This window comes from Aromatoleum sp. (genome assembly GCF_035254505.1).
Taxonomy (GTDB): domain Bacteria; phylum Pseudomonadota; class Gammaproteobacteria; order Burkholderiales; family Rhodocyclaceae; genus Aromatoleum.
This window is the reverse complement of record NZ_DATFAO010000087.1, coordinates 1-23,783: the sequence shown is the minus strand read 5'-3', so window position 1 is coordinate 23,783 and position 23,783 is coordinate 1. Positions and strand designations below refer to the sequence as shown.

General features: G+C 66.2%; 20 protein-coding genes. 3 read left to right on the top strand and 17 right to left on the bottom strand.

Annotated features, from left to right (window positions below):
• From VJ673_RS17755 to VJ673_RS17685, 15 genes are all read right to left on the bottom strand, one after another.
• Positions 1-3,666: a translocation/assembly module TamB domain-containing protein gene (locus tag VJ673_RS17755; RefSeq protein ID WP_324127495.1), complete on the bottom strand. Its 3,666-nt coding sequence runs from the start codon at positions 3,664-3,666 to the stop codon at positions 1-3.
• A 15-nt stretch (positions 3,667-3,681) separates the two neighbouring features.
• Positions 3,682-4,470, bottom strand: coding sequence for an indole-3-glycerol phosphate synthase TrpC (gene trpC / locus VJ673_RS17750; protein ID WP_324127494.1), 789 nt, complete (start codon positions 4,468-4,470; stop codon positions 3,682-3,684).
• Positions 4,471-4,477: 7 nt separating this feature from the next.
• The gene (gene trpD / locus VJ673_RS17745) at positions 4,478-5,509 is read right to left on the bottom strand and encodes an anthranilate phosphoribosyltransferase (protein WP_324127493.1); all 1,032 of its coding nucleotides are present in this window, start codon (positions 5,507-5,509) and stop codon (positions 4,478-4,480) included.
• Positions 5,510-5,518: 9 nt separating this feature from the next.
• Positions 5,519-6,094: an aminodeoxychorismate/anthranilate synthase component II gene (locus VJ673_RS17740; RefSeq protein WP_324127492.1), complete on the bottom strand. Its 576-nt coding sequence runs from the start codon at positions 6,092-6,094 to the stop codon at positions 5,519-5,521.
• 26 nt (positions 6,095-6,120) lie between these two features.
• Positions 6,121-7,608, bottom strand: a complete 1,488-nt coding sequence (gene trpE, locus VJ673_RS17735) for an anthranilate synthase component I (RefSeq protein ID WP_324127491.1) — start codon at positions 7,606-7,608, stop codon at positions 6,121-6,123.
• Positions 7,609-7,836: 228 nt separating this feature from the next.
• Complete coding sequence (locus tag VJ673_RS17730; protein WP_324127490.1) at positions 7,837-8,526, bottom strand: phosphoglycolate phosphatase; 690 nt, start codon at positions 8,524-8,526, stop codon at positions 7,837-7,839.
• Positions 8,523-9,218 carry a ribulose-phosphate 3-epimerase gene (rpe, locus tag VJ673_RS17725; protein WP_324127488.1) on the bottom strand — a complete coding sequence of 232 codons (696 nt, stop codon included), beginning with the start codon at positions 9,216-9,218 and terminating at the stop codon, positions 8,523-8,525. Before rpe ends, VJ673_RS17730 begins: the two co-directional genes overlap by 4 nt.
• A gap of 50 nt (positions 9,219-9,268) precedes the next feature.
• Positions 9,269-11,632 carry a GspE/PulE family protein gene (locus tag VJ673_RS17720; protein ID WP_324127487.1) on the bottom strand — a complete coding sequence of 788 codons (2,364 nt, stop codon included), beginning with the start codon at positions 11,630-11,632 and terminating at the stop codon, positions 9,269-9,271.
• An 81-nt stretch (positions 11,633-11,713) separates the two neighbouring features.
• Positions 11,714-12,481 (bottom strand): 3',5'-cyclic-nucleotide phosphodiesterase, encoded by a 768-nt coding sequence (locus VJ673_RS17715; protein WP_324127486.1) that lies wholly within the window; start codon positions 12,479-12,481, stop codon positions 11,714-11,716.
• A 99-nt stretch (positions 12,482-12,580) separates the two neighbouring features.
• Entirely contained in the window at positions 12,581-13,288 is a 708-nt protein-coding gene (locus VJ673_RS17710; protein WP_324127485.1) for an FHA domain-containing protein, read from the bottom strand.
• A 40-nt stretch (positions 13,289-13,328) separates the two neighbouring features.
• Positions 13,329-14,114: a PP2C family protein-serine/threonine phosphatase gene (locus VJ673_RS17705; protein WP_324127484.1), complete on the bottom strand. Its 786-nt coding sequence runs from the start codon at positions 14,112-14,114 to the stop codon at positions 13,329-13,331.
• A 3-nt stretch (positions 14,115-14,117) separates the two neighbouring features.
• The gene (locus tag VJ673_RS17700; protein ID WP_324127483.1) at positions 14,118-15,071 is read right to left on the bottom strand and encodes an ornithine cyclodeaminase family protein; all 954 of its coding nucleotides are present in this window, start codon (positions 15,069-15,071) and stop codon (positions 14,118-14,120) included.
• Positions 15,072-15,209: 138 nt separating this feature from the next.
• Positions 15,210-16,493 (bottom strand): TRAP transporter large permease, encoded by a 1,284-nt coding sequence (locus tag VJ673_RS17695; protein ID WP_324127482.1) that lies wholly within the window; start codon positions 16,491-16,493, stop codon positions 15,210-15,212.
• Positions 16,490-17,206, bottom strand: coding sequence for a TRAP transporter small permease (locus VJ673_RS17690; protein WP_324127481.1), 717 nt, complete (start codon positions 17,204-17,206; stop codon positions 16,490-16,492). The genes VJ673_RS17695 and VJ673_RS17690 overlap by 4 nt, the downstream gene beginning before the upstream one ends.
• A gap of 91 nt (positions 17,207-17,297) precedes the next feature.
• On the bottom strand, positions 17,298-18,302 hold the full coding sequence (locus VJ673_RS17685; protein ID WP_324127480.1) for a TRAP transporter substrate-binding protein: 1,005 nt from the start codon (positions 18,300-18,302) through the stop codon (positions 17,298-17,300).
• Between the two features lie 165 nt (positions 18,303-18,467).
• Here VJ673_RS17685 and VJ673_RS17680 point away from each other — a divergent pair, with 165 nt between their 5' ends.
• From VJ673_RS17680 to VJ673_RS17670, 3 genes are read left to right on the top strand one after another with little or no spacing between them, the layout of a single operon-like run.
• Entirely contained in the window at positions 18,468-20,438 is a 1,971-nt protein-coding gene (locus tag VJ673_RS17680; RefSeq protein ID WP_324127479.1) for a sensor histidine kinase, read from the top strand.
• Positions 20,435-21,049: a response regulator transcription factor gene (locus tag VJ673_RS17675; protein ID WP_324127478.1), complete on the top strand. Its 615-nt coding sequence runs from the start codon at positions 20,435-20,437 to the stop codon at positions 21,047-21,049. Before VJ673_RS17680 ends, VJ673_RS17675 begins: the two co-directional genes overlap by 4 nt.
• Positions 21,050-21,064: 15 nt before the next feature.
• Positions 21,065-21,469, top strand: coding sequence for an RNA-binding S4 domain-containing protein (locus tag VJ673_RS17670; RefSeq protein ID WP_324127477.1), 405 nt, complete (start codon positions 21,065-21,067; stop codon positions 21,467-21,469).
• 12 nt (positions 21,470-21,481) lie between these two features.
• Here the strand turns inward: VJ673_RS17670 and tilS are convergent, their stop codons facing one another.
• Positions 21,482-22,819 (bottom strand): tRNA lysidine(34) synthetase TilS, encoded by a 1,338-nt coding sequence (gene tilS, locus VJ673_RS17665; RefSeq protein ID WP_324127476.1) that lies wholly within the window; start codon positions 22,817-22,819, stop codon positions 21,482-21,484.
• On the bottom strand, positions 22,788-23,756 hold the full coding sequence (locus VJ673_RS17660; RefSeq protein ID WP_324127536.1) for an acetyl-CoA carboxylase carboxyltransferase subunit alpha: 969 nt from the start codon (positions 23,754-23,756) through the stop codon (positions 22,788-22,790). The genes tilS and VJ673_RS17660 overlap by 32 nt, the downstream gene beginning before the upstream one ends.
• Positions 23,757-23,783 lie beyond the last annotated feature (27 nt).

Here is a 23,783-nt window from a genome sequence, read left to right as displayed (position 1 = left end):
TTATTCGAACGAGATTGTGAAATAAATATCGGCTGAATTATCCGTGCCGGAACGCGCCACGAGCGATAGTTGACGAGTAAGCTGATAGGTCAGGCGAACGAGGCTCTCCGCCCCGCCGAGGCTTTGTTCAAAAGATAGCATCAGGTCGGACGACAGCCGCTTGCCGACTGTAAGCACCTGCGTGCTGACGTTTTCGCCGCCGCTCACGATGGTGCCCTCGCCGACGACGCGGCTCGTCGCGGTGCGCGTGACGCCCCCCAACTCCCCTTGCCCGATCGACAGCTCGTCGAAGCCCAGGCTGCGCTGCAACTGTTCCGTCATGCCGCCGCCCGGTCCGCCGAGCAGTGCCTGCGCGGCCGGCAGCAGCATCCCCAGGTCGGCGCCGCGTCCGGCGTTCGGCGCCCGTCCAAACACGATCCACGACAGCTTCTCCGGGTCCGGTACGTTCGGCTCGGACACGAGATGCACGCGCGGCCGACGCACGGTGCCGTCGATCTCGATCCCCGCCTCGACCGCCAGCCCCTTGCGCAGCGCCCGCACATTCAGCCCGGGATTGTCGAGCGGTCCCTGGAAATTGATCAGCCCCCGCTCGATGCTCATCGTCTGGCCGTAACCGCGATAGGTGCCGCCGGCGGCGTTGATCGAACCCACGGCGCTCAGCCCGCGACCCGGCCGCTGGAGCAGGTGGAGTTCGCCGGCGAGACGCGTGTCGAGCCCCAGGGCCGTGAGCTGGAAGTGATCGCCAAACGACATCGTCACATCGGCGCCGACACCGAAGGTGCTACCGGTCTGTTTCGGCGTCCGCCCGAGAATCACGACGTCGTCCGACAGTGCGGGCGGGGGCGACTCCGCGAGCCCGACGAAGCCCGCATCGGCACGCAGCTTCGCGACGACGTCGACACTCGTCCAGGTGCTCTTCGCAGTGCCTGATCCGGAGAGGATCAGCCAGCGATCCGCACGCTGCAGGATCGGCAAGCGCGTCGCCTCGTAATGGAAATCGCCGGCTCCGCTGTCGAGCGCAACCTGGCCCACGACCGACAAACGACCCGGTTCGCGCGTCAGGCGGTCGACCGGCAGGCGGGAATCGTTCGGGCGCACGCGATTCGGCGACACGAACTCCAGCTTGCGCAGGTAGAGATGATCGCGATCGAACTCGGCGTGCAGGTCGCCTCCCGAGAGCATCATGCCCTGATCGACGAGCGCCAGCGCGAGCGCACTGCCATCGATGCGCCCGCTCGCCCGCGGGTTCGCCGGCGTCCCCGAAAGCGCGAGGCTTGCGTCGACGCTGCCGCCGGTGACGACGTGCTCCTGCATCAGCCGGCCGATCCAGGTCAGTGAGGGCATCTTCAGGCTCGCCGAACCGAGGAGCGGCGCATCGGGCGCGAGCCGCCAGGCCCCGTCCGGACCGCGCTCGGCAAGCGCGGTCGCTGAACCGGAGATCTGGCCGAATTCCGTCCCACGCGCCTCCCAGCCGAGCGCAATGCGGTTCTCCCGCGCCGACAGGCGGACTTCGGCCTGCTGCAGCCCCAGCCGGACCGGCACTTCATCGGCGAGCTCCAGGTCGCCCGACTCACGGAAGATCCGCGCCGAACCTTCGGCTGTCTGTTCGAGGCGCAAGTTCCACTCCGCGCCGAGGATCAGCGAACCCTGCGCCCGTTTCGGCATGCCGTCCGCGCCCGGCACGAGGCCGAAACCGAGCCCGCTGAGCGAACCGCGCAGCACCGTGCGCGCTGGCGTCCATTCCGTTTCGACGAGCCGGATGCGCCCGCGCTCGCCGGCGTCGACCACGGCCGGCGCGAGCGTCATGCGGCCGCGGGCAAACTCCAGCCCAGTCGCATCCTCCAGCCGCAACGGGAAACGCCCCGCGGTCTCCAGCGCCATCAGCCGCCCCTGCCATCCGCTCACGGCCGCCCAGTTCGCCCCCGGCAGTCCGCCCTGCAGCCGCAGACGGACGCTGTCCTTCGCGAGTCCGCTCGCCGTCAGTTCGGCCACGTGCTCGCTGCGCCTGCCACTGGCGACGAAACTCGCCCGGTCCACCCACTGCGTCACGGTTTGGGGCGTCGTGCGTTCAGGCCCCACTTGCGTGAGATCGCTGAGCTCCGCCTTCACGTCGATCAGGCCGTCTGCTCCGGCGCCAATTTTCGCGTCGGCGACGAGCGATGCGAGGCGATAGCCGTCCGGACCGGCCAGCTTGCGCGCTTCTAGCTGCAGGCTGCCCTCGGGCTCGTCGAGCGTGCCCGCCAAGACGGCATCCAGTTTCGCGCTTCCCGCATAGCCTTTTTGCAGATCCGCGAGCGACGGAATATCGACGGCGACCTGAGCCGCCACCTTGCGCGTCTTGCCGCCTGCCACGGCGGTCAGCGTCCCGGCTCCGCCGACGCGCGCGGCGCCCGCCTTCACGTCGAGCTCCACGTGCTGCTGCGCCTCGTCGCCTTTCGCCTGCAGCCGCCCAGCGACTGCGGTCGCCGGCAAGCGGCCGTCGAGTTGCGCCAGTTCGACCGCAGCAAGCTGCAGCGCTGCGGTAAGGCTGCCGACCCCCGAGGTCCCGGACGCCGGCATCCTCCATTCCACGTCGCCGCTCATCCGCCCCTTGCCGGGCAAGGACAGGGACAGATCGGTGGCATTCAGGCGGCCCGGCACCCAGCGGATGCGAGCACTCATCTGCGTAAATGGAAGGCCTTGGCGATCGATTTTCGCCGGGCACTTGTTGTCGATCCGTATCGGCCCGATCACCCCCCAGCCCGTGCCATCCGGCACCGGCTCGGGCTGCAGATCGGCCAGCAGATGCAGTGCGGCATGCGGTGCCTGGGGCTTGAAGAGCGCGGGATCGAGCTCCCCGAGCGCGACGCGCGCGCGGCGCAGCGGGACGGGCGCAAAGGGCGCCGCCAGCACCTCGGCGTCGCCGTGCAGCCCCGCGCCCTCGGCCTTCAGCTGCAGACGCGGCGCGACGAGATCGCCGTCGGCCTGGACCTCGATGCGGTAGTCGCGCCCCTCGTAGACGCCCTGCAAAGATCCTGAAGCCGCAAACCTATACGGCGCCGCGGTGCCGTCGATTTCGCCGGAAACCGTCGCGTGACCGAAGGGCAGTTGCACCTCGGCTTCATGGATACGATGGTGTCGACCATCGCTTTCCGCGCTCAGCACGAGTCCGGACGCGCTGAATCGAACCGCCGCCTCGGCTTGCGCCGCGGACGCCGCCGGCTCGTCCGCGATCCATTCGCGCTGCAGCAGCTCGCCGACACTCAGCCGCTGGATCGCGACAGGCAGCGGCAGGGACAGCAGCTCGGGAACCGTCGGTGGCTTGGGCGCCTCGTCGGGCGGAGTGGAGAATTCGACGCGCTCGGCCGTGAGCGCGCTGATCACGAGACGGCGCTCCTCGATCAGGTCAGAGCGCCAATAAAGCGTGATGCCCTGCACATCGAGATGCAGATCCGGCCGCCGGATATGCAGCGCGCCGATCTGCAACGGTCCGGCGAGACGTCCCGTAGCCGACTCGATGCGCACCTCGCCGCCCGTGAGTACTGCGACAAGTCCGGTCGCCGCGCCCAGCCCGGACTCGGTCGCGACCAGCCACCACAGTGCGAGCACAACGAAGCCGGCTGCCGCCGCAACGCCCAAGAGCGTCCGGACGACGAGCCAGAAGAGGCGGACAAGACGCGGCGACACGGTGCGCCGCCCCGTTCAGCCGAACAACGCGCGCAGCTCCTCGCCGGGGTCTGGTGCACGCATGAAGGCTTCGCCGACGAGGAAGGCGTGGACGGCGTTCGAACGCATCAGCGCCACGTCCTCAGGCTTGAGGATGCCGGACTCGGTGACGACGATGCGTCCGGCGGGAATGCGCGCAAGAAGGTCCAGCGTCGTCTGCAGGCTGACCTCGAAAGTGCGCAGGTTGCGGTTATTGATGCCGACGAGCGGCGTCGCGAGCTGCAGCGCGACATCGAGCTCTTCGGCGTTGTGCACCTCGACGAGCACGGCCATGCCGAGACTCGTGGCGATCGCTTCCATCTCCTGCATCTGTGCGAGATCGAGCGCCGCGGCGATCAGCAGGATCGCATCCGCGCCCATCGCGCGCGCCTCGAAGACCTGCCACGGATCGACGAGGAAGTCCTTGCGCAGCACCGGCAGCTCGCAGGCCGCGCGGGCGGCCTGCAGGTATTCCGGCGCGCCCTGGAAAAATTGCCGGTCGGTCAGTACCGACAGGCAGGCCGCGCCCGCGCGCTCGTACTGCACGGCGATCTCGGCTGGGACGAAGTCAGGCCGGATCACGCCCTTCGACGGGCTCGCCTTCTTGACCTCGGCGATCACGGCGGCGTCGCCCGCGGCGATCTTCGCGCGGATCGCGCCGACGAAATCGCGCGGCGCAGGAGCCGCCTCGGCCTCGGCACGCACGCGCTCGAGCGAACGCAGCGCCTCGCCGGCGGCCACTTCCTCGGCCTTTACGGCGAGGATCTTGTTCAGGATGTCGCTCATCTCGGCCTCACGCGAATTTGCGGTTAAAGGCAACGAACTCCTCGAGCTTGGCCCGCGCTGCGCCGCTCACGACGATCTCGCGCGCCTTCACGACACCGGCGGCGATCGAGTCGACGAGGTTCGCCGTGTACAACGCGACCCCCGCGTTCAGGATCACGATCTCGCGCGCGGGCCCCGGCTTGTTGTCGAGCACGCCGAGCAGCGTCGCCTTCGACTCCTCGGGCGACGCGACCGCCAGATTGCGTGTGCCCGCCATCGTCAGACCGAAGTCCTCGGGATGGATCTGGTACTCGCGGATCTCGCCGTCCTTCAGCTCGCCGACCATCGTCGCGGAGCCGAGGCTCACCTCGTCCATGCCGTCCATACCATAGACGACAAGCACGTGCTTCGCGCCGAGGCGTTGCATTACGCGTGCCTGGATACCGACCAGATCCGGGTGGAACACACCCATCAGCGTATTCGGCGCACCGGCCGGATTCGTCAGCGGCCCCAGGATGTTGAAGATCGTGCGCACGCCCATCTCGCGGCGCACCGGCGCGACGTTCTTCATCGCGCTGTGGTGGGCCGGGGCAAACATGAAGCCGATGCCGGTCGCTTCGATCGACTCGGCGACCTGCTCCGGCGCGATGCCGAGCTTCACGCCCAGCGATTCGAGCACGTCGGCCGCGCCGCTCTTCGAGGACACGCTGCGCCCGCCGTGCTTGGCGACGCGGGCGCCCGCGGCCGCCGCGACGAAGATCGTCGTCGTCGAAATGTTGAAGGTGTTCGCGCCGTCGCCGCCGGTGCCGACGATGTCGAGGAAGTTCTGGTCGGGACCCGCGACCTCGACCTTCGTCGACAGCTCGCGCATCACGGTTGCCGCCGCGGTGATCTCGCCGATCGTTTCCTTCTTGACCCGCAGGCCGGTCAGGATCGCCGCGGTCATCACCGGAGACACCTCCCCGGCCATGATCTGGCGCATCAGCGACAGCATCTCGTCGTAGAAGATCTCACGGTGGTCGATCGTGCGCTGCAATGCTTCCTGGGCAGTGATGGTCATAGCGATCTCTTACTTCGACGAATTCTGTTCGAGGAAATTACGCAGCATCGCGTGCCCGTGCTCGGTCAGGATCGACTCGGGGTGGAACTGCACCCCTTCGACCGCGAGCGTCTTATGGCGCACGCCCATGATCTCGCCGTCGTCGGTCCAGGCCGTCACTTCCAGACAGTCCGGCATCGTCTCGCGCTCGATCGCGAGCGAATGGTAGCGGGTGCAGGTCACGGGGTTCGGCAGACCGCGGAACACGCCCACGTTGTTGTGATGCACCGGCGAGGTCTTGCCGTGCATCAGCTTCTTCGCGTGCACGATCTTCCCGCCGAAAGCGGCGCCGATGCTCTGGTGGCCGAGGCACACGCCGAGGATGGGGATCTTGCCGGCGAACTCGCGGATCGCGGGCACGGACACGCCCGCTTCGGCCGGCGTGCAGGGTCCGGGCGAGATGACGAGGTGTTCGGGCTTCATCAGCGCGATCTGTTCGAGGGTGATTTCGTCATTGCGATACACCTTCACCTGGGCACCAAGCTCGCCGAAGTATTGGACGAGGTTGTAGGTAAAGCTGTCGTAGTTGTCGATCATCAGCAGCATGACTGGTTCCTTCTGGCGCCGTTTGTTCAGTCGACCCGCGTATCGAGGCCGGATTCCGCCATCTCGGCCGCACGCAGCATCGCGCGCGCCTTGTTCTGCGTTTCCGTCCATTCGGCGTCGGGGTTCGAGTCGGCGACGATGCCGGCGCCGGCCTGCACGTGGATCTGGCCGTCCTTGATGACCGCGGTGCGGATCGCGATCGCGAGGTCCATGTCGCCATGGAAGCCGATGTAACCCGCCGCACCGGCATAGATGCCGCGCTTGACGGGTTCGAGCTCGTCGATGATCTCCATCGCGCGCAGCTTCGGCGCGCCCGAGACGGTGCCCGCCGGAAAGGTCGCGCGCAGCACAGCCAGCGCATTCAAGCCGTCCTTCAACCGCGCCTCGACGTTCGAGACGATGTGCATCACGTGCGAGTAGCGCTCGATCGTGAATTGCTCGTTGACCTTCACGCTGCCGACTTCCGCGACGCGGCCGGCATCGTTGCGACCGAGGTCCAGCAGTTGCAGGTGCTCGGCGCGCTCCTTCTCGTCGGCGAGGAGATCCGCTTCCAGTGCCTGGTCGTCCGCCACCGTCGCGCCACGCGGACGCGTGCCGGCGATCGGACGCACGGTGACGCGCTTGCCTTCGCCATCCTCATCAAGGCGCACGAGGATCTCGGGCGAGGCGCCGACGACGTGGAAGTCCTCGAAGTTGAAGTAGAACATATAGGGCGACGGGTTCAGCGAGCGGATCGCGCGGTATAGCGCCATCGGGCTTGCCGCGTAGGGCTTGCTCATGCGCTGCGACAGCACGACCTGCATGATGTCGCCGTCGATGATGTATTGCTTCGCCCGATTGACGGCGGCCTTGAAGGCCTCCTCGCCGAAGCTCGACACCGCGGGCTGCGGCTCGGCACGCACCTCCTCGGGGATCTGCACCGGCGCCCGCAGCCGCGCAAGGAGTTCGCGCAGGCGTTTTTTCGCGCGCTTGTATGCGCCCGGCACTTCCGGCTCCGCGTAAACGATGAGCGTCAGCTTGCCCGAGAGGTTGTCGACGATCGCGATCTCTTCCGAGAGCAGCAGCAGCACGTCGGGCGTGTCGAGCTTGTCTTCCTTCTCGGTCTTCGCGAGGCGCGGCTCGATGTAGCGCACCGTGTCGTAGCCGAAGCAGCCGACCAATCCGCCCGCGAAGCGCGGCAGGCCGTCACGCGGCGGCACCTTGATGCGCCCCATGAATTCGGCGACGAAGTTCAGCGGATCGCCATAGTCGCGACGCTCGACGAGACGGTTGCCGGTCAGCAGCAGCGCCGAGCGGCCATAGACTTCGATGCGGGTCGAGGCCGCCAGCCCGATCATCGAGTAGCGGCCGAAGCGCTCACCGCCCTGCACGGATTCGAGCAGGTACGTGTAGGGCTCGTTGGCGAGTTTCAGGTAGATCGACAGCGGCGTGTCGAGGTCGGCGAAGGTTTCGAGCGTAACCGGAATACGGTTGTAGCCCTGCGCGGCCAGCGCGTTGAATTCGTGCTCAAGCATGGAGACTCCACGGCAAACGGTTCGATTCGGGCAAGGGGTGCGGACGCATCAGCGGCGCCCGCGAAAGCGGAGGCGTTTTATCGGCCCGCAGGCCACCACACGCGCCAGCTGCGCCAACGCGACGGCGTGGCGGCAAACTGGATGCTTTCCTTGTCCGAAGCCCGGCTCTTGTGGGTCACGATGTCTCGATCGGATGGCGATGTCTGGATGAAGTGTGCCGGAATCGCGTCACACCGCCTGGATGCGGTCGAGCGCGCCGGTTGCGTCCGATAGTAGCCCATCGCATTCGATGGTGTCCACCGGCATGCCCTCGCTATATCCGTAGGTCACGAGCAGCACCGGCATACCCGCTGCACGGGCCGCCAGCGCGTCGTTGGCCGAGTCGCCGATCATCAGCGCGTGGCCCGTCTCGACGCCCAAGAGCGCGCAGGTATGGTGCATGACGCCCGGATCGGGCTTCTTCACCGCCAGCGTGTCGCCGCTGACGACCGCGCCGAAGTACGGCATCAGCCCCATCCGCTCGAGCAGCGGCAGCGTGAAGGCTGCGGCCTTGTTGGTCACGCAGGCGAGCTGCAGCGACATCTCGCGCATCGCGTCCAGCGTCTCGATGATGCCCGGGTAAATGCGGGTGTTGCGGCCGTTGACGTCCGCGTAGTGGCGGCGAAAGACGGTGATCGCGTGCTCGACCTCGTCCTCGCTCGCCAGGGCGTCCTCGGTCATGCAGCGGCGCACGAGGTTCGGGATGCCCTTGCCGACGAAGGAATGGATCTCGGCGAGCGGCCGCGCGGGCCGGCCGAGCTCTTCGAGCATCAGGTTGGCGCCGTCGGCGAGGTCCTGGATGGTGTCGAGCAGCGTGCCGTCGAGGTCGAACAGCACCGCACGGACCGGAAAGCGTGGGGCGCTCACTTCGCCACTCATTTCGCCACCTTCGCGAGCTCGGCGCGCAGCGCGGCGATCACGGTGTTGTAACGGTTGGGGTCGGTGTCGCGTCCCGCGCCGAACACGGCCGAACCGGCGACGAAGGTGTCGGCGCCCGCGGCGGCGATCTCGGCGATGTTGTCGACCTTCACGCCACCGTCGATCTGCAGCAGGATGTGCCGGCCGGTCTCGGCCTCGTAGGCGTCGAGGCGCTTGCGCGCTTCACGCAGCTTGCCGAGCGTGCCGGGAATGAATTTCTGGCCGCCGAAGCCCGGGTTCACGCTCATCAGCAGCACCATGTCGAGCTTGTCGAGCGCGTGGTCCAGATAGTGCAGCGGCGTCGCGGGATTGAACACGAGCCCAGCCTGGCAGCCCGAATCGCGGATCAGCGAGAGGCTGCGGTCGATGTGCTCGGACGCTTCCGGGTGGAAGGTGATCATGTTCGCGCCAGCCTTGGCGAAGTCCGGGATGATGCGGTCGACGGGCTTGACCATCAGATGCACGTCGATCGTCCCGGTCGTATGCGGGCGGATCGCCTCGCAGACCAGCGGGCCGATCGTCAGGTTCGGCACGTAATGGTTGTCCATCACGTCGAAGTGGATCCAGTCCGCGCCGGAGGCGATGACGTTGCGGACTTCCTCGCCGAGACGGGCGAAATCGGCGGACAACAGGCTGGGGGCGATACGGTACATGGGGGACACTCCTCTTTTCTTGTGCGGGGGCTTCAGGGCCCCGCGATATCCTAACGCACGCAGACGCGTCGGATCTGGTCGATGTCGGTGATGCCGGCCAACACCTTCTCGATGCCGTCCTGGCGCAGCGTGCGCAGCCCCTCGGCGAGCGCGAGGCTCAGGAGCTGCGACACGCGCGCACGCTCCTGGACCAGGCGCTTGACCTCGGGCGAGGCGATCATCAGCTCGTGCAGGCCGACGCGGCCCCGATAGCCGCCGTTGCATTCGGGGCAGCCGGCAGCGCGGTAGAGCGTGAAATGCCCCTCGCGGTCGGCGTGCGCCTCCCGCATGCGGGCGAGGATCGAAGCGCGTGCGGCCGGCGCATCGGCACGAAAATCGGGCGTCGCCGCCATGTCCTCGCAGTATTCGTCGAGCAGCTGCAGGATTTCCGCCTCGTCCGGGCGGTAGGCCTCCTTGCAGTGGCTGCAAAGCCGCTTCGCGAGACGCTGCGCGAGCACGCCGAGCAGCGCGTCGCCGAAGTTGAAGGGGTCCATGCCCATGTCGAGCAGGCGCACGATCGATTCCGGGGCGCTGTTCGTGTGCAGCGTGGAGAACACGAGGTGGCCGGTCAGCGAGGCCTCGATACCGACCGTCACAGTCTCCTTGTCGCGCATTTCGCCGACCATGATCACGTCCGGATCGGCGCGCAGGAAGGAGCGCATCATCGTCGCGAAGTCGAGGCCCGCCTTGCGATTGACCTGCACCTGGCGCAGGCCCTTCTGCGTGATTTCGACCGGGTCCTCCGCCGTCCAGATCTTGGTCTCCGGCGTGTTGATGTGGCCGAGGATCGAGTGCAGCGTCGTCGTCTTGCCCGAGCCGGTCGGGCCGCAGACGAAGAACAGGCCGTAGGGCTTCACGATCGCCCGCTTGAGGCGCTCAAGGTTGTGCGGCGTCAGGCCGAGCGCGTCGAGCTTGATCGGCTCGCTGTGTGCGAGCAGGCGCATCACGACGTCTTCCATGCCGCCGGCGGTGGGGACGGTCGCGACCCGCAGCTCGATGTCGAGCGGCGCGAACTTGCGGAAGCGGATCTTGCCGTCCTGCGGCTTGCGGCGCTCGGAGATGTCGAGGTCGCACATGATCTTGATGCGCGTCACCAGCGGGTTACGGTAGCTTGCCGGCACCTGGATGTAGGGGGTCAGCGTGCCGTCCTTGCGGAAGCGGATCAGCGTCTTTTCCTTGCCCGGGCGCGGCTCGATGTGGATGTCGGATGCGCCCTGGCGGTGGGCGTCGATGATGATCTTGTTCACGAGCTTCACGAGCTCATTGTCGGCCGCCGCGTTGACGTCGTCCGCGACCGACATTTCCTGCTCTTCCTCGAGCAGCTCGTGCAGCAGGTCGTTGACCGAGCCCAACTCCATCGTCGGCTCGAAGTACTGGTCGACCGTCTGCGCAAACTCGGCGCGCGTCGTGACGCGATAGGACAGCTTGGCCTTCGGGAACACCGTCTCGGCCATGTGCGAGGAGCGCACCTGCTCCGGGTCGGTCGTCAGAACGATGATCCCTTCGTGCGTCTCCTCAAGCGGAATCCAGTGGTTCTGCAGCACGTAGTCGCGCTTGATGTGCTTGAGCAGGTCCATCTGGCGGATGCGCTCAGTGCGGTACGGTTCGTACGGCACGCTGAAGAAGCGTCCCGCCGCCTCGCCGATCTGCGCGAGGGTCACGTCGAACTTCTCGACGAGCGCATCCTCGACCGTCGCGCCCGTCTCGCGCGCGACCCGCATTGCCTCGTGGAGATCGCCGTCCGAGATGCGGCCGTCGGCGATCAGGCCGTGGAAGCGCGACCGCAGCTTGCCCGGCACCTGGCTGCGCTCGGAGAAGGCCATCCCGAGGGTCTGGCTGAGCCCGAGCAGGCCCTCCAGCGCGAGGTTCGAAAAATCCTCACCACTCAGCGGATTCATCAACTCGATCACACCATGCAGACTGCCCGACTTCGGATCGATGATCGGAGCGGCCAGCATCTGGTGCGTCACGTAGCCGGTCAGCGTATCGCTGACGGTGCGGAAGCGCAGGTTGGGCGAAACCGCTGCCAGTTCCTTCGAGTCGTAGACGTCGTGCAGGCGTAGCGGCGCGCGCGTCATCGCGACGTAGCCGGCGATGCTGCTCTCGTCGATCGGCAAACGTGCCCCGGCGATCGCGCCGCGTCCGGTCTTGACGCGAGTCATGAGCCCCGCGCCACTCTCATCGACGACAAAGAATGACAGGCGGTCCGCCCCGAACAACGCACACAGATCCGATGACAGATCGACGACGATCTCGTCGACGTCCTTGCTCGCATGGATGCGCGTGGTCAGTGCCTGCAGACCCTTGAAGAATGCGAGGCGCGAAGATACTTCGCCGCTGGCGCCCGGTTTGGCTGGCGTGGTGCTCTGGGTCATGTCGCTACCTGCTCGCTGAAAACTCGGAATGGCGGAACGTTTGAGATCGGCCATTCTAGCCGCGAGCGGGCGCAGGAAGAATCAGAACTCGATAATCTGCCCCTGCCGCAGCGCCGTCGGTTCCAAACGCCCGCCGGCGGCCGCGATCTGGCGGAGGATCGTTTCGCCGTGGCCGGGCTTCAGATGGCTGATATGCACGCGCGGGGTGACGGTCAGCTCGTCGAGCATCGCCACGACCATCGACGGACACAGGTGGCGCGACGCCAGCGCCAGCCCGTGCTGTTCGTCCGGGAAAGCCGTCTCGATGATCAGGTGGCTCAGGCGCTCGCAGCGGTTGATCGCCGCAATGACATCCGGCGAATAGGCGGTATCGCCCGTGTAGACGAGCTGCCGGTCGCCGCTGTCGAGGCAATACCCGACCGCCGGCACGCTGTGCAGGGCGGGAAGCGCAGTGATGGAGCGCCCCCCGAGCCGCACCGACTCGCCGACCTTGAGCGGCTGAAGGCGCAGGAAGGGACGGCGTCGATCGGGAATCGCGGTGAAGTCCGGCCACACGAGCCAATTGAAGATATGCGCACGCAGGATGCGCAACACCTCGGGCGGCGCGTAGACGGTGACCGGCACGCCGCGCATCTCGCCGACCGCGTCGACGAGTAGCGGAATCGCCGCGATGTGGTCGAGATGGGAGTGCGTGACGAAGATGTGATCGACAGCCATCAGCGCATCGAGCTCGAGGTCGCCGACCCCGGTGCCACAATCGATCAGGATGTCCGTATCGGCGAGAAAAGAGGTGGTACGGGCGCCCGGCCCGCCGATTCCACCACTACAGCCGAGCACCTTTAGCTTCATGGTTCCCCGTCATCTCGCGCGCTGCGTCGCCAGGTCGGCGCACACCATTCTTGGTGGCGTAAAACTACCACCAGAGTGTCGAAAGTGACGTGTACTACCTCACGCCGCACGGCGCAGTGCGAAGGCCATGCGAACCCCGGCGATTTCGATCACATCTCCGTGACCGAGAAGATGACCGGCCGCTTCGATCGATTGGCCGTTGACCTGAGGACGGTCCTCGCCTTCGCCGTGCGCGATGACGTAACCGTTCTGGCGCCGTGTGATCACCGCCACCTGCTTGCCGGGCTTGCCGAGCGTCGTCAGCGCCTTGTTCAGGACGAGCTCGCGGCCCGCATTCGGGCCGTTGAGCACATTGACGACGCCGACCAGGGTCTCGTCGAAGCTGCCTTCCTGGGCTTCACCCGTCAGGACCTCGGGCGACAGCTGCTGCGTCTCGTGCGCCGACGGGGGAACGTCCGGCGGCGGTGCCGGCGCGCGCATGGCGGCCGGCGACGGCGCGTAATCGGACGCAGCAAACACGCGCTCGGCGAGGTACTTCAGGCGGTACTTGCCGAGCTCGATCACGTCGTTGTTGTGTAGCACGCACTTCTTGACCGGCTGGCCATTGACGTAGGTGCCGTTGGTGCTGTTCTGGTCCTCGAGGAAGGCGTCGTCGAGGATCGTCGTGATGACTGCGTGCTGGCCGCTGATTGCCAGATTGTCGATCTGGATGTCGTTGCTCGGCTTGCGACCGATCGAAATCCGCTCCCTGTCGAGCGCAATCTCCTTGAGCACCAGCCCGTCCATACTGAGGATCAACTTCGGCATCGTTTCTCGCGTTCCGTTCAAACAGGACACCGCACCACGGTCATCCGACGACGTGGGCCAGTATCAACGATATATTGTCGCGCCCGCCCCTGGCATTGGCCTGTGCGACGAGCCGATCGGCAGTCCTCGTGAGCGCATCGCCGGAGCCCGTTGCAGCGGCCAGACCGGCCTGGATGGCCGCATCGTCGAGCATGTCCGTGAGCCCGTCCGAGCATAGCAGGAAGAGGTCCCCGATCTGCGTCGCATGCGCCGAAACATCCGGCACGACAGTGGCCGCGACGCCGAGCCCGCGTGTCAGCAGGCCGCGGAAATGCGAGCGCCCGGCTTCTTCCGCGCTCATGATGCCGCCATCGACCAGGTCCTGCAACATCGTGTGGTCGCGGGTAAGCTGCTGCAGGACACCGCTGCGCAGCCGGTACAGGCGCGAATCGCCGATGTGCGCCGACACGACCTGGCCGGGGAGGAAGGCCGCCGCCACGACCGTCGACCCCATGCCGGCCAGTTCGCGCACCCGCTGCGATTCGCGACGGATTTCGTCGTTCGCGTCGCGGGCCGCCGCATGCAGTACCTGACCGACGACGTCCGTTCCGGCGAGCGGACGGCTCGCGGCCTCTTGTTCCAGACGCCGGATCACGGCCTCGACGGTGATCCTCGACGCCACGTCGCCGCCCCGGTAGCCGCCCATGCCGTCGGCAAGCACGGCCCAGCCGGCGGCTTCACGGACTTCGAGCGAATCCTCGTTGCGCGCGCGCACCCGCCCGACATCGCTACGCGCGCAGAATTCGATGCGCGGCGCGGCAGGCTGACGGGGTCGCTGCGTGTCCATGGCTCAGTAGGGCAGGGCCTGCCCCAGCCCCCGTTCGCGAGCCCTTTCGAGTACGCGCGCGGCGAGGGCGATATCCTGGATCGCCATGCCTTGCGACTCGAAGAGCGTGATCTGTTGCGGAGAAGTCCGCCCGGGACGGATGCCGGCGATGACTTCACCCAGTTCCACCCAGCGTCCGGGCTGGGTGCGCCCCTTCTCCAGCAGCGGCATCAGGTCGCCCGACTCGCGCACCGCCACTTCGCGCGAATCGACGCAGATCACCGCCGCGCGCCGCACCGCGGCCTCGGACAACTCCTGCCTGGCGAGGCTGTTCGAGCCCGCGCCGGTGATGTGGGTGCCTTCGCCGAGCCACTCGGCATCGAAAAGCGGTTTCGGCGAAGTCGTGATCGTGACGACGACATCCGAGCCCCGCACCGTCTCTTCGGCGCTCGCCGCCGGGACGATTTCCCGCCCGGTCTCCCGGCTCATCTGCGCGCAGAAGCTTGCCAACCGGTCCGGGTTGCGTCCGAAGACCTTGACCCGCTCGATCGGCCGCGCCGCGCAGAGCGCCAGTACCTGCCCCTGCGCCTGCCACCCGGAGCCGAACACGCCGGCGACGCACGCTTCGGGCCGCGCAAGCCACTTCGCCGCGACGCCCCCCGCCGCGCCGGTGCGCATCATGCCCAGGCGATCGGCCTCGAGCACCGCCACCGGATCACCGTTCGTCGCATCGAAGAGATGCACCCAGAAGCGCACCTTCGGCCCCGCCGACGTATATACCTTCAACCCGGTGAGATTCAGCCCCGGAACCCCGCCCTGCAGAAGGTGGGTCATCGTCGAAGGCAGGCGCACACGCTGCCGCGGATAATCGACGGTTTCGCCGCGTCCGTGCGCAGCCATCACCTGCTCCACCGCGTCCAGTGCCAGGGGCATGTCGAGCACGCTAGCGACCTCGTCTTCCTTCAGGTAAATGGCCATTTTTCGTCCAGTCTTGGTTTCAAGCGCGCGGCCCGGCAATGCACCACGCATCTCTGGCTATTCTAGTCCTGCACGAGGCGAAAAAAAGGCCCGCTACCGGGAGCGGGCCTTGCTGGCAGGTCGAAGCGGCGGCCCGCACTACATCATGCCGAGCGCCTTCGGCAGCACCAGCGAGATCCCCGGCACGTAGGTGACGAGGATCAGGAACACCAGCATCGACACGAGCCATGGCCACACGGCGACCGTCAGCTCCGTGATCCCCATCTTCGTGATGCCCGACGCGACGTAAAGGTTCAGGCCCACCGGCGGGTGGCACATACCGACTTCCATGTTCACAACCATGATGATGCCGAAGTGCACCGGGTCGATGCCGAGCTTGATCGCGATCGGGAACAGGATCGGCGCCAGGATCAGCACGATCGACGAAGGCTCCATGAAGTTGCCGGCGACCAGCATCAGGATGTTGGCCATGATCAGGAAGCCGACCATGCCCACGCCACTGCCGATCATGAAGTCCGCCATCGCCTGCGGTATGTTCTCGTGCGTGAGCAGAAAGGAGAACAGCACCGCGTTGGTGATGATGTAGAGCAGCATCGCGCTCATGTTGGCGGAGTTCAGCAGCACCTTCGGCACGTCACTCATACGCAGGTCCTTGTACACGAACACTGCGACGAAGAAGGCATACACGGCGCTCATCGCGGCCGCTTCGGTCGGCGTGAAGATGCCGGTATAGATGCCTCCCATCACGACCACGATCAGGAAGAGTCCCCACGCCGACTCGCGAAAGGCCTTCACGCGCTGCCCCCAGCTCGCCTTCGGCTGGCGCGGGTAGTCGAATTTGCGCGCGCGATACCAGGTCGTGAAGCCAAGGAAGGCCGCGAGCAGCAGCCCCGGCAAGACACCCGCCATGAAGAGCGCGCCGACCGAAGTGTTGGTCGACACCGAATACATCACCATGACGATCGAGGGCGGGATCAGAATGCCGAGTGCGCCCGAGGTCGTGATAACGCCCGCGCCGAACTTGGCCGGGAAGCCCTGGCGGGTCATCGCCGGCATCAGGATCGCACCGATCGCGACGACCGTCGCGGGGCTCGAACCGGAAACCGCGGCGAAGAGCGCGCAGGCGAGCACGCCGCCGAGGCCGAGGCCACCGTACCAGTGCCCGACCATTGCCGTGGCGAAGTTGATCATCCGTCGCGCGACCCCGCCGTGCGTGAGGAAGTTGCCCGCGAGGATGAAGAACGGGATCGCCATGATCTCGAACTTCTCGATGCCGGTGAAGAGCTTCAGCGCGACCGATTCGATCGGCACCTGCGTCATCGTGAAGAGGAAGGTCAGGACCGTCAGGCCCAGCGAGATCGAGATCGGCATCCCGGTGAGCATCAGCACCAGGAGAATAACGAAAATGATGGCAGCGCTCATTTGCCGTCTCCCTTGCCGTTCTTGCGGCCCTTGTCGCCGTTTCCGCCCATCTGCTTATGCACGAGATCGTGCGGATGAAGGTTGTCGCCCATGTCGTAGGGGTTGGCATCGACCGGCACCATTTCTTCCTCGATGCCTTCGACGTGTCCGTGATCGTGGTGCGGCAACTCGCCGGTGCGCAGGAAACCCACCATGACCTGCAGGAAGCGGAAGCACATCAGGTAGGAGCCGAGAGGAATCGCCGAATAGACGATCCAGGTCGGCCATTCGAGGTCGGGCGTGGTCGGACCTTCATAGAGGTCGCCGACATCCCTGCCGAGCCAGGTCAGGATCTGGTAATGCGCGCCGTTCTCGAGCACGAAGCGCAGCCCGAGCGTACCGACGATGCCGGTGAAGAGCGCGCCCGCGGCAAGCCCGATGACGATGAATTTCGCGCGGTTCTTATCGGAAAGGCGGTTGATGAGGACGTCGACGCCCACGTGGATGCCGGTCCGCACGCCATAGGCCGCGCCGAACTTCGCCATCCACACGAACATGATGATTGTGAGCTCCTGGGCCCAGCCGAAATTGATCGACAGTAGCCAGTCCTGCAGCCCGGGGATGGACAGACCGGAGCCGTAGCGGTGGAGGACCGACGCGAAGATGATCAGCGTCGCCGCGCCCATCAGGAAGGTGATCAGCCATTCCTCGAGGTGGTCGAGTATCTTGAGCATGGAATTCTCCCGTCGCGCGACAAGCCTCCGGCTGCGAATGCACGCAGCCGGAAGATGTCGCTTCGGTTATTGAGGTGTTCCGGACGGTGAATTACAGCTTCGACGGATCGAAATTCGTTTCCTTGTAGATTTCCTGGATGATGTCGGCGCCAATGCGCGACTCCATCTTCTTGTGCACCGGCACCAGCGCCTTCTTGAATGCCAGCTTCTCGGCATCGGTCGGCTTGTAGATCTGCGTCTTGCCCGATGCACGCACGGCCTCCAGGGCCTTGTCGTTCTCCTCACGGGCGATCTTGTTGGCGTAAGCGGTCGACTCCTTCATCGCCTGCTCCAGCTGACCGCGCACGTCGGCCGGCAAGCCGTCCCAGAACTTCTTGTTGGTGATGACCGCGTAACCCAGATACCCATGATCGGTCAGGATCATGTGCTTCTGCACCTCATGCATTTTCTGCGTATAGAGGTTCGAATGCGGGTTTTCGGTGCCGTCGACGACGCCCGTCTGCAGCGCTTGGTACACCTCGGAGAAGGCCATCACTTGCGGGATGGCGCCGAGCGCGCGCATCTGTTCCTCGAGCACCTTCGAGGACTGGATGCGCATCTTCTTGCCCTTCAGATCATCCGGCGTCTTGATCGGGGTATTCGCCGAGAAGGACTTGAAACCGTTGTCCCAGAAGGCAAGGCCCTTGATGCCGCGCGACTCGAGCTTGCCGAGCAGCTTCTGGCCGACCGGGCCGGTCGTCACCGTATGCAGTTCATCGTAGTTGTCGAAGATGTAGGGCAGATCGAAGACTTCGAATTCCTTGACGCCGAGCGGGCCGAATTTCGCCAGCGACGGGGCAAGCATCTGGACCGCGCCGAGCTGCAGCGCTTCCATCTCTTCCTTGTCCTTGTACAGCGTGCTGTTCGGGTAGACTTCTACCTTGACGGCGCCCTTGGTGTACTTCTCGGCGAGTTCCTTGAACTTGTCCGCCGCCTTGCCCTTCGGGGTATCGTGCGCGACGACGTGGCTGAACTTGATCAGGATGGGGTCTGCGGCGACCGCGGCTGCGGACAGGCCGACAGCGACAAGACCAACGAAAAGTGCGCGAAATTTCATTCCTCTATCTCCTCCGGATGGCACATTTATTTGACTTCCTCATTACCCGGGACGATGCCATCGTTCGACCGCGGCAGTCGCAGCCGGGTACGACTTTCAGTGTAGGTCGGCCATCCGCCGCGCTGTATTGTGGTCATCCGCAATCCCCCGCATGATTTCGCGACCATGACTCCTCCTCAAAGTGCGGCGCCCCCTTCGGGACGGTGGGCGAGCGCTCTGCCCTACCTGACCCTGCCGCTGTTTCTCGCCATCATCGCGGCGCTGGTCTGGCTCACGCGGGTCCATGACGATGACGAGCAGCGCGCTACGCTGATCAACGACGTGTTGTGGATGGAGCAGAACATCCAGTTCAAGCTCGACCGCAATGCGGCGCAGCTGGCGCAGATCGGCAACGAACTGCTGTCGGCCGAGCGCCACCGGCCCCAGTCGATCGCCGCCCTGCGCCAGCTGACGCGTCCGGAAAACGGCCTGGTGCGCGTGATGTGGCTTGACGCTCGCGGCAACGTGCGCGGAGCGGTGCCGCCCGTCACCGACGGCGAACTGATCGGCGAGACGACCGGCGCCGTCCCCGCGGAATCCACCTTCCGCCTCGCGGCCGCGCTCGGCCACCACGTCTACGGGCCGGTCTACGAAGTGGCCGGCGGCGGACACCATTTCGAGGTGCACGTCCCGATCTATTCGGACAACGCCTTCATCGGCGCATTGGTCGGGGTCTATTCGCTGCAGGATCTCGTCATCAGCGAACTACCGTGGTGGTTCGCCGAGCGCTACCGCGTCAGTGTCCGCGACAGCGACGGACATGAAATCGTCTCCAAGTCCAAGGTCGCGCCGCTGTCCGACCAGCTCAACTACTCGATGGCCTTCGACCCGCCGGGCAGCGGGCTGACCCTGAATATCACCGCCTACCGCCCCGAAACGCGCTGGATCCCGATCCTGCTGATCGGTTCGATCGTCCTCTTGAGCGGCGTGCTGATCTGGACCTTCTGGCAGTTGCGTCGACAGCTCGGACGCCGGCTCAGCGCCGAGCAGGCGCTGCGCAGCGAGTCGCTGTTTCGCCGCGCCATGGAGGATTCGCTGCTCACTGGCCTGCGCGCGCGCGACCTCGATGGGCGCATCACCTACGTCAACCCTGCCTTCTGCCGGATGGTTGGCTACAGCGCCGGCGAACTCGTCGGCTGCACGCCGCCGATGCCCTACTGGGACCCGGAATTCCACGAGCAGACACGCGAGATCCACGACCGCATCCTGCGCGGCGGCTCGCCCACCGACGGCCTCGAAGTGCGCCTGCGGCGCAAGAACGGCGAGCGCCTCGACGCGCTGATCTTCGAAGCGCCGCTGATCGACGCGGCCGGCAAGCACACCGGCTGGATGGGCTCGATGCTCGACATCACCGAGCAGAAGCGCGTCCAGGACCTCGCGCGGCAACAGGAAGAGCGCCTGCACGCCACCTCGCGCCTGATCACGATGGGCGAAATGGCCTCGACCCTCGCGCACGAGCTCAACCAGCCGCTCGCTGCCATCGCGAGCTACAACTCGGGCTGCCTCAACCGCCTCGAACAGCCGGCCGTCGACCCCGCCGAACTGCGCGAAATCCATGACAAGATCGGCCGCCAGGCGCGCCGGGCGGGCGACATCATCCGCCGCGTGCACGCCTTCGTGCGCCGTTCGGAGCCCAAGCGCGAGAGCCTCGATCTGAACGCGGTGATCACCGAAGCGGTCGGACTGATCGAGGCGGACACGCGTAAGCACGGCATGCGCATCACGACCGAACTCGCGGCGCAGCTGCCGACGGTCGCGGCCGACCCCGTGATGATCGAGCAGGTCGTCGTCAACCTCGTCCGCAACGGTATGGACGCGATGCGCGACAATCCGCCCTCGCGACGCACCGTGCATATCGCCACGCATGTCGATGGCGGCATGATCGAAGTGCGCATCGCCGACAAGGGCAAGGGCATCGATCCGGAAACCGCGCGGCGCCTCTTCGAACCCTTCTTCACGACCAAGACCGAGGGCATGGGCATGGGCCTCAACATCTGCCGCTCGATCGCCGAACTCCACCACGGCCGCCTGAGTTTCGAACCGAACCCCGACGGCGGTACCATCTTCATCCTGTCGCTCCCCGTGGAACCTTCATGACTACGCCCTGCGCACACATCATCGACGACGACGAAGCCATCCGCGATGCGCTGCAATGGCTCTTCAAGACGCGCAACGTCGCCTGTGCGACCTGGCCCAGCGCCGAGCGCTTCCTCGACGCGGTGCAGCCCGACTGGCGCGGCTGCGCGGTGCTCGACATCCGCATGGAAGGCATGAGCGGCCTCGAATGCTTCGACGCCCTGCGCGCGCGCGGCAACCTGCTGCCCGTGGTCTTCATCACCGGCCACGGCGACGTGCCGATGGCCGTGTCCGCGCTGAAGAAAGGGGCCTTCGACTTCATCGAGAAGCCCTTCAACGACAGCGACCTCGTCGACGTCGTGATGCGCGCGCTCGAAGCCGACGCCGCCCGCCAACAGGCCGCCGCGACGCGCGACGAGGTCGAGGCGCGCCTCGCGCTCCTGACCGCGCGCGAGCAGGAAGTCATGGAACTGATCCTCGCCGGCAAGTTCAATAAGGTCATCGCCGACGACCTGAGCATCTCGATGCGCACCGTCGAAGCGCATCGCTCGAAGGTCTTTGAAAAGATGGAAGTCCGCTCCGCCGTCGAACTCGCGCAGCTCATCAACCTCGTACGCAACCGCGCGGGCTGACCGCGCCATCCTCCGATGAACACGTCTGCCCCCGCCGCCGCCCAACGCATGCGCATCGACAAATGGCTCTGGGCCGCGCGCTTCTACAAGACGCGCTCGCTCGCCAGCGAAGCCATCGACGGCGGTCACGTCCGATTGAACGGTACGGTCATCAAGCCCTCGCGCGACGTGCGGCCGGGCGACATGCTCGATATCACGGCCGCGAACCAGACCTGGACGGTGCGCGTGCAGGGCCTCAACGAACAACGCCGCCCGGCACCGGAAGCCCGCCTGCTGTACGAGGAAACCCCGGAAAGCGCCGCACGGCGAGAAGCGGAACGCGAAGCACGCGCACTCGCGCCGACGCCCGGCAGCGATCTGCGCGGACGACCGACGAAGAAGGCGCGCCGCCAGATGCGCGGCTTCAACGAAGGCTACTGAACGGATTCGGCTTCAGCGGCGCCAAACCGGCAGCAGCCCCTCCTCGCCAGGCCCGCACGCCAGCTCTGCCGCGACTCCGATCTCGGCAATCCAGCCTGCCCGGCCATCGACGCGCAATACCGGCAGACGCGGACGTAACCACGCCGGAATGCTCGCCTCCTGGCATAGATTCTTGAACGTGCGCGACGGCCGCCCATATCCCTGCCGCAGGGAAAGCCCCTTCCAGCGCGCGCACAACGCGACCTCGCCGGCGGCCATCAGCGCAGCGCGACCCAGACCCGCGCCCATCACCGGCTCGAAGCGCACGAAACCTCCGTTCCACGCGAGCTCTGCCTCGCCCCGCCACGGCTGCACTGCGGCAGACGGATCGTCCGCGATCTCCGGCTCGAGCCAGACCTGGCCGCGGTAAGCGCAGCACGCCACCCCGCCGAGCGAAAGACAGAGCGGTCGCTCGGCCGCCTCGCGCAACTGCCGCGCGACCTCGACAAGACGCACTCGCGCCGGCGCTTCCAGTCCCATCTCGCGGATCTGCCAGCGCAGGAGATTACGCACCCGCTCGTCCGAGAGCGCGAGCAAGGGCGCGAGACTCATCGGATGCCCGCCGCACGCCGCCCGATCGATCGCCGCGAGCTCCCCCAACAGCCCATCCGCCTCGCGGAAATTCTCGCTCGCCCGCGCGAGCGCCGGCACGGCACCGGGAAATGCGCGAGAGATGGGCGGCATGACCTGATGGCGGATGAGGTTGCGGCTGAAGCGCGGATCCTCGTTGCTCTCGTCCTCGACCCAAGCCAATCCGAACGCTTCGGCGTAAGCGACGATATCCGAGCGCCACAGCCCGAGCAGCGGGCGCAGGCGTCCCGGCCACCCGCGCTCGACCGGCGCCATCGCCCCGGCCCCCCGCACGCCGGTGCCGCGCAACAGCCGGAAGAGCAGCGTCTCGGCCTGATCGTCGAGTTGGTGTCCCAACGCAAGCCAGTCGCAACGCACCTCCGCAAGCGCGGTATGACGCGCGTCACGCGCCGCGGCTTCGAGGCCGCCGGGATGATCGCGCGCGACCTCGACATGGAAGGCATGATGGGGAATGTCCAGCAGCGCGCATTGCTGCCGGCAGAATTCGAGCCACGCGTCCGCGTTCGGACTCAGCCCGTGATGCACATGCGCCGCCGACAGTTCGAAGCGCAATGCCCCGCGCAGACAGGCCAGCGCGTGCAGCAGCACCGTCGAATCGACGCCACCGCTGAGCGCCACACACACCGATTGGGCGGGCCTCACACCCGCCGTCGCCAGCACGCCGGCGACGGCGTCGGGGATCCGCAGCTCAGGCGGCTTGCTGTTCCTTGAAGCGACCATAGCTCATCAGTCGCTCGAAACGCTTCTCCACGAGCTCCGCCGGCGAGAGGTCCGCCACCAGCCGCAGCGAATCCTGCAGGGCCCGCTTGAGGTTCTGCGACATCGCGCGGTAGTCGCGATGCGCGCCTCCCACCGGCTCGTTGACGACCTTGTCGATGAGTCCCAGCGACTTCAGGCGCGACGCCGTGATGCCCATCGTCTCGGCCGCTTCGGACGCCTTCTCGGCACTCTTCCACAGGATCGACGCGCAGCCTTCCGGCGAGATCACCGAGTACGTCGAGTACTGCAGCATCATCAGCTGATCACCGACAGCGATCGCGAGCGCGCCGCCGGAACCGCCTTCGCCGATGATCGTCGAGATGATCGGCACCTTCAGTTCGGCCATCACGTAGAGATTGCGTCCGATCGCCTCCGATTGACCGCGCTCCTCGGCGCCGATCCCCGGGTAGGCCCCCGGCGTGTCGACGAAGGTGAAAACAGGGATGGCAAACTTCTCTGCCAGCCGCATCAGCCGCAGCGCCTTGCGATAGCCTTCCGGACGAGGCATGCCGAAGTTGCGCAGGATCTTTTCCTTCGTGTCGCGCCCCTTCTGGTGGCCGATCACGACGCAGCTCTGGCCGTTGAAACGGGCGATGCCGCCGACGATCGCCTTGTCGTCGGCAAAGGCGCGGTCGCCGGCCAGCTCCTCGAAATCGGTAAAGATGTGACGGACGTAGTCCAACGTGTAAGGCCGCTGCGGGTGGCGCGCAACCTGCGCGATCTGCCACGGCGTCAGCTTGGCGTAGAGGTCGCGCGTCAGCGTGGCGCTCTTGCCTTCCAGGCGGGCGATCTCCTCCGAGATATCCACCGCCGAGTCGTCCTGCACGAACCGCAACTTCTCGATCTTCGCTTCGAGATCGGCAACCGGCTGTTCGAAATCCAGAAAGGTGGTCTTCATCCGACCGTACTCAGTGAAAAAAACGCG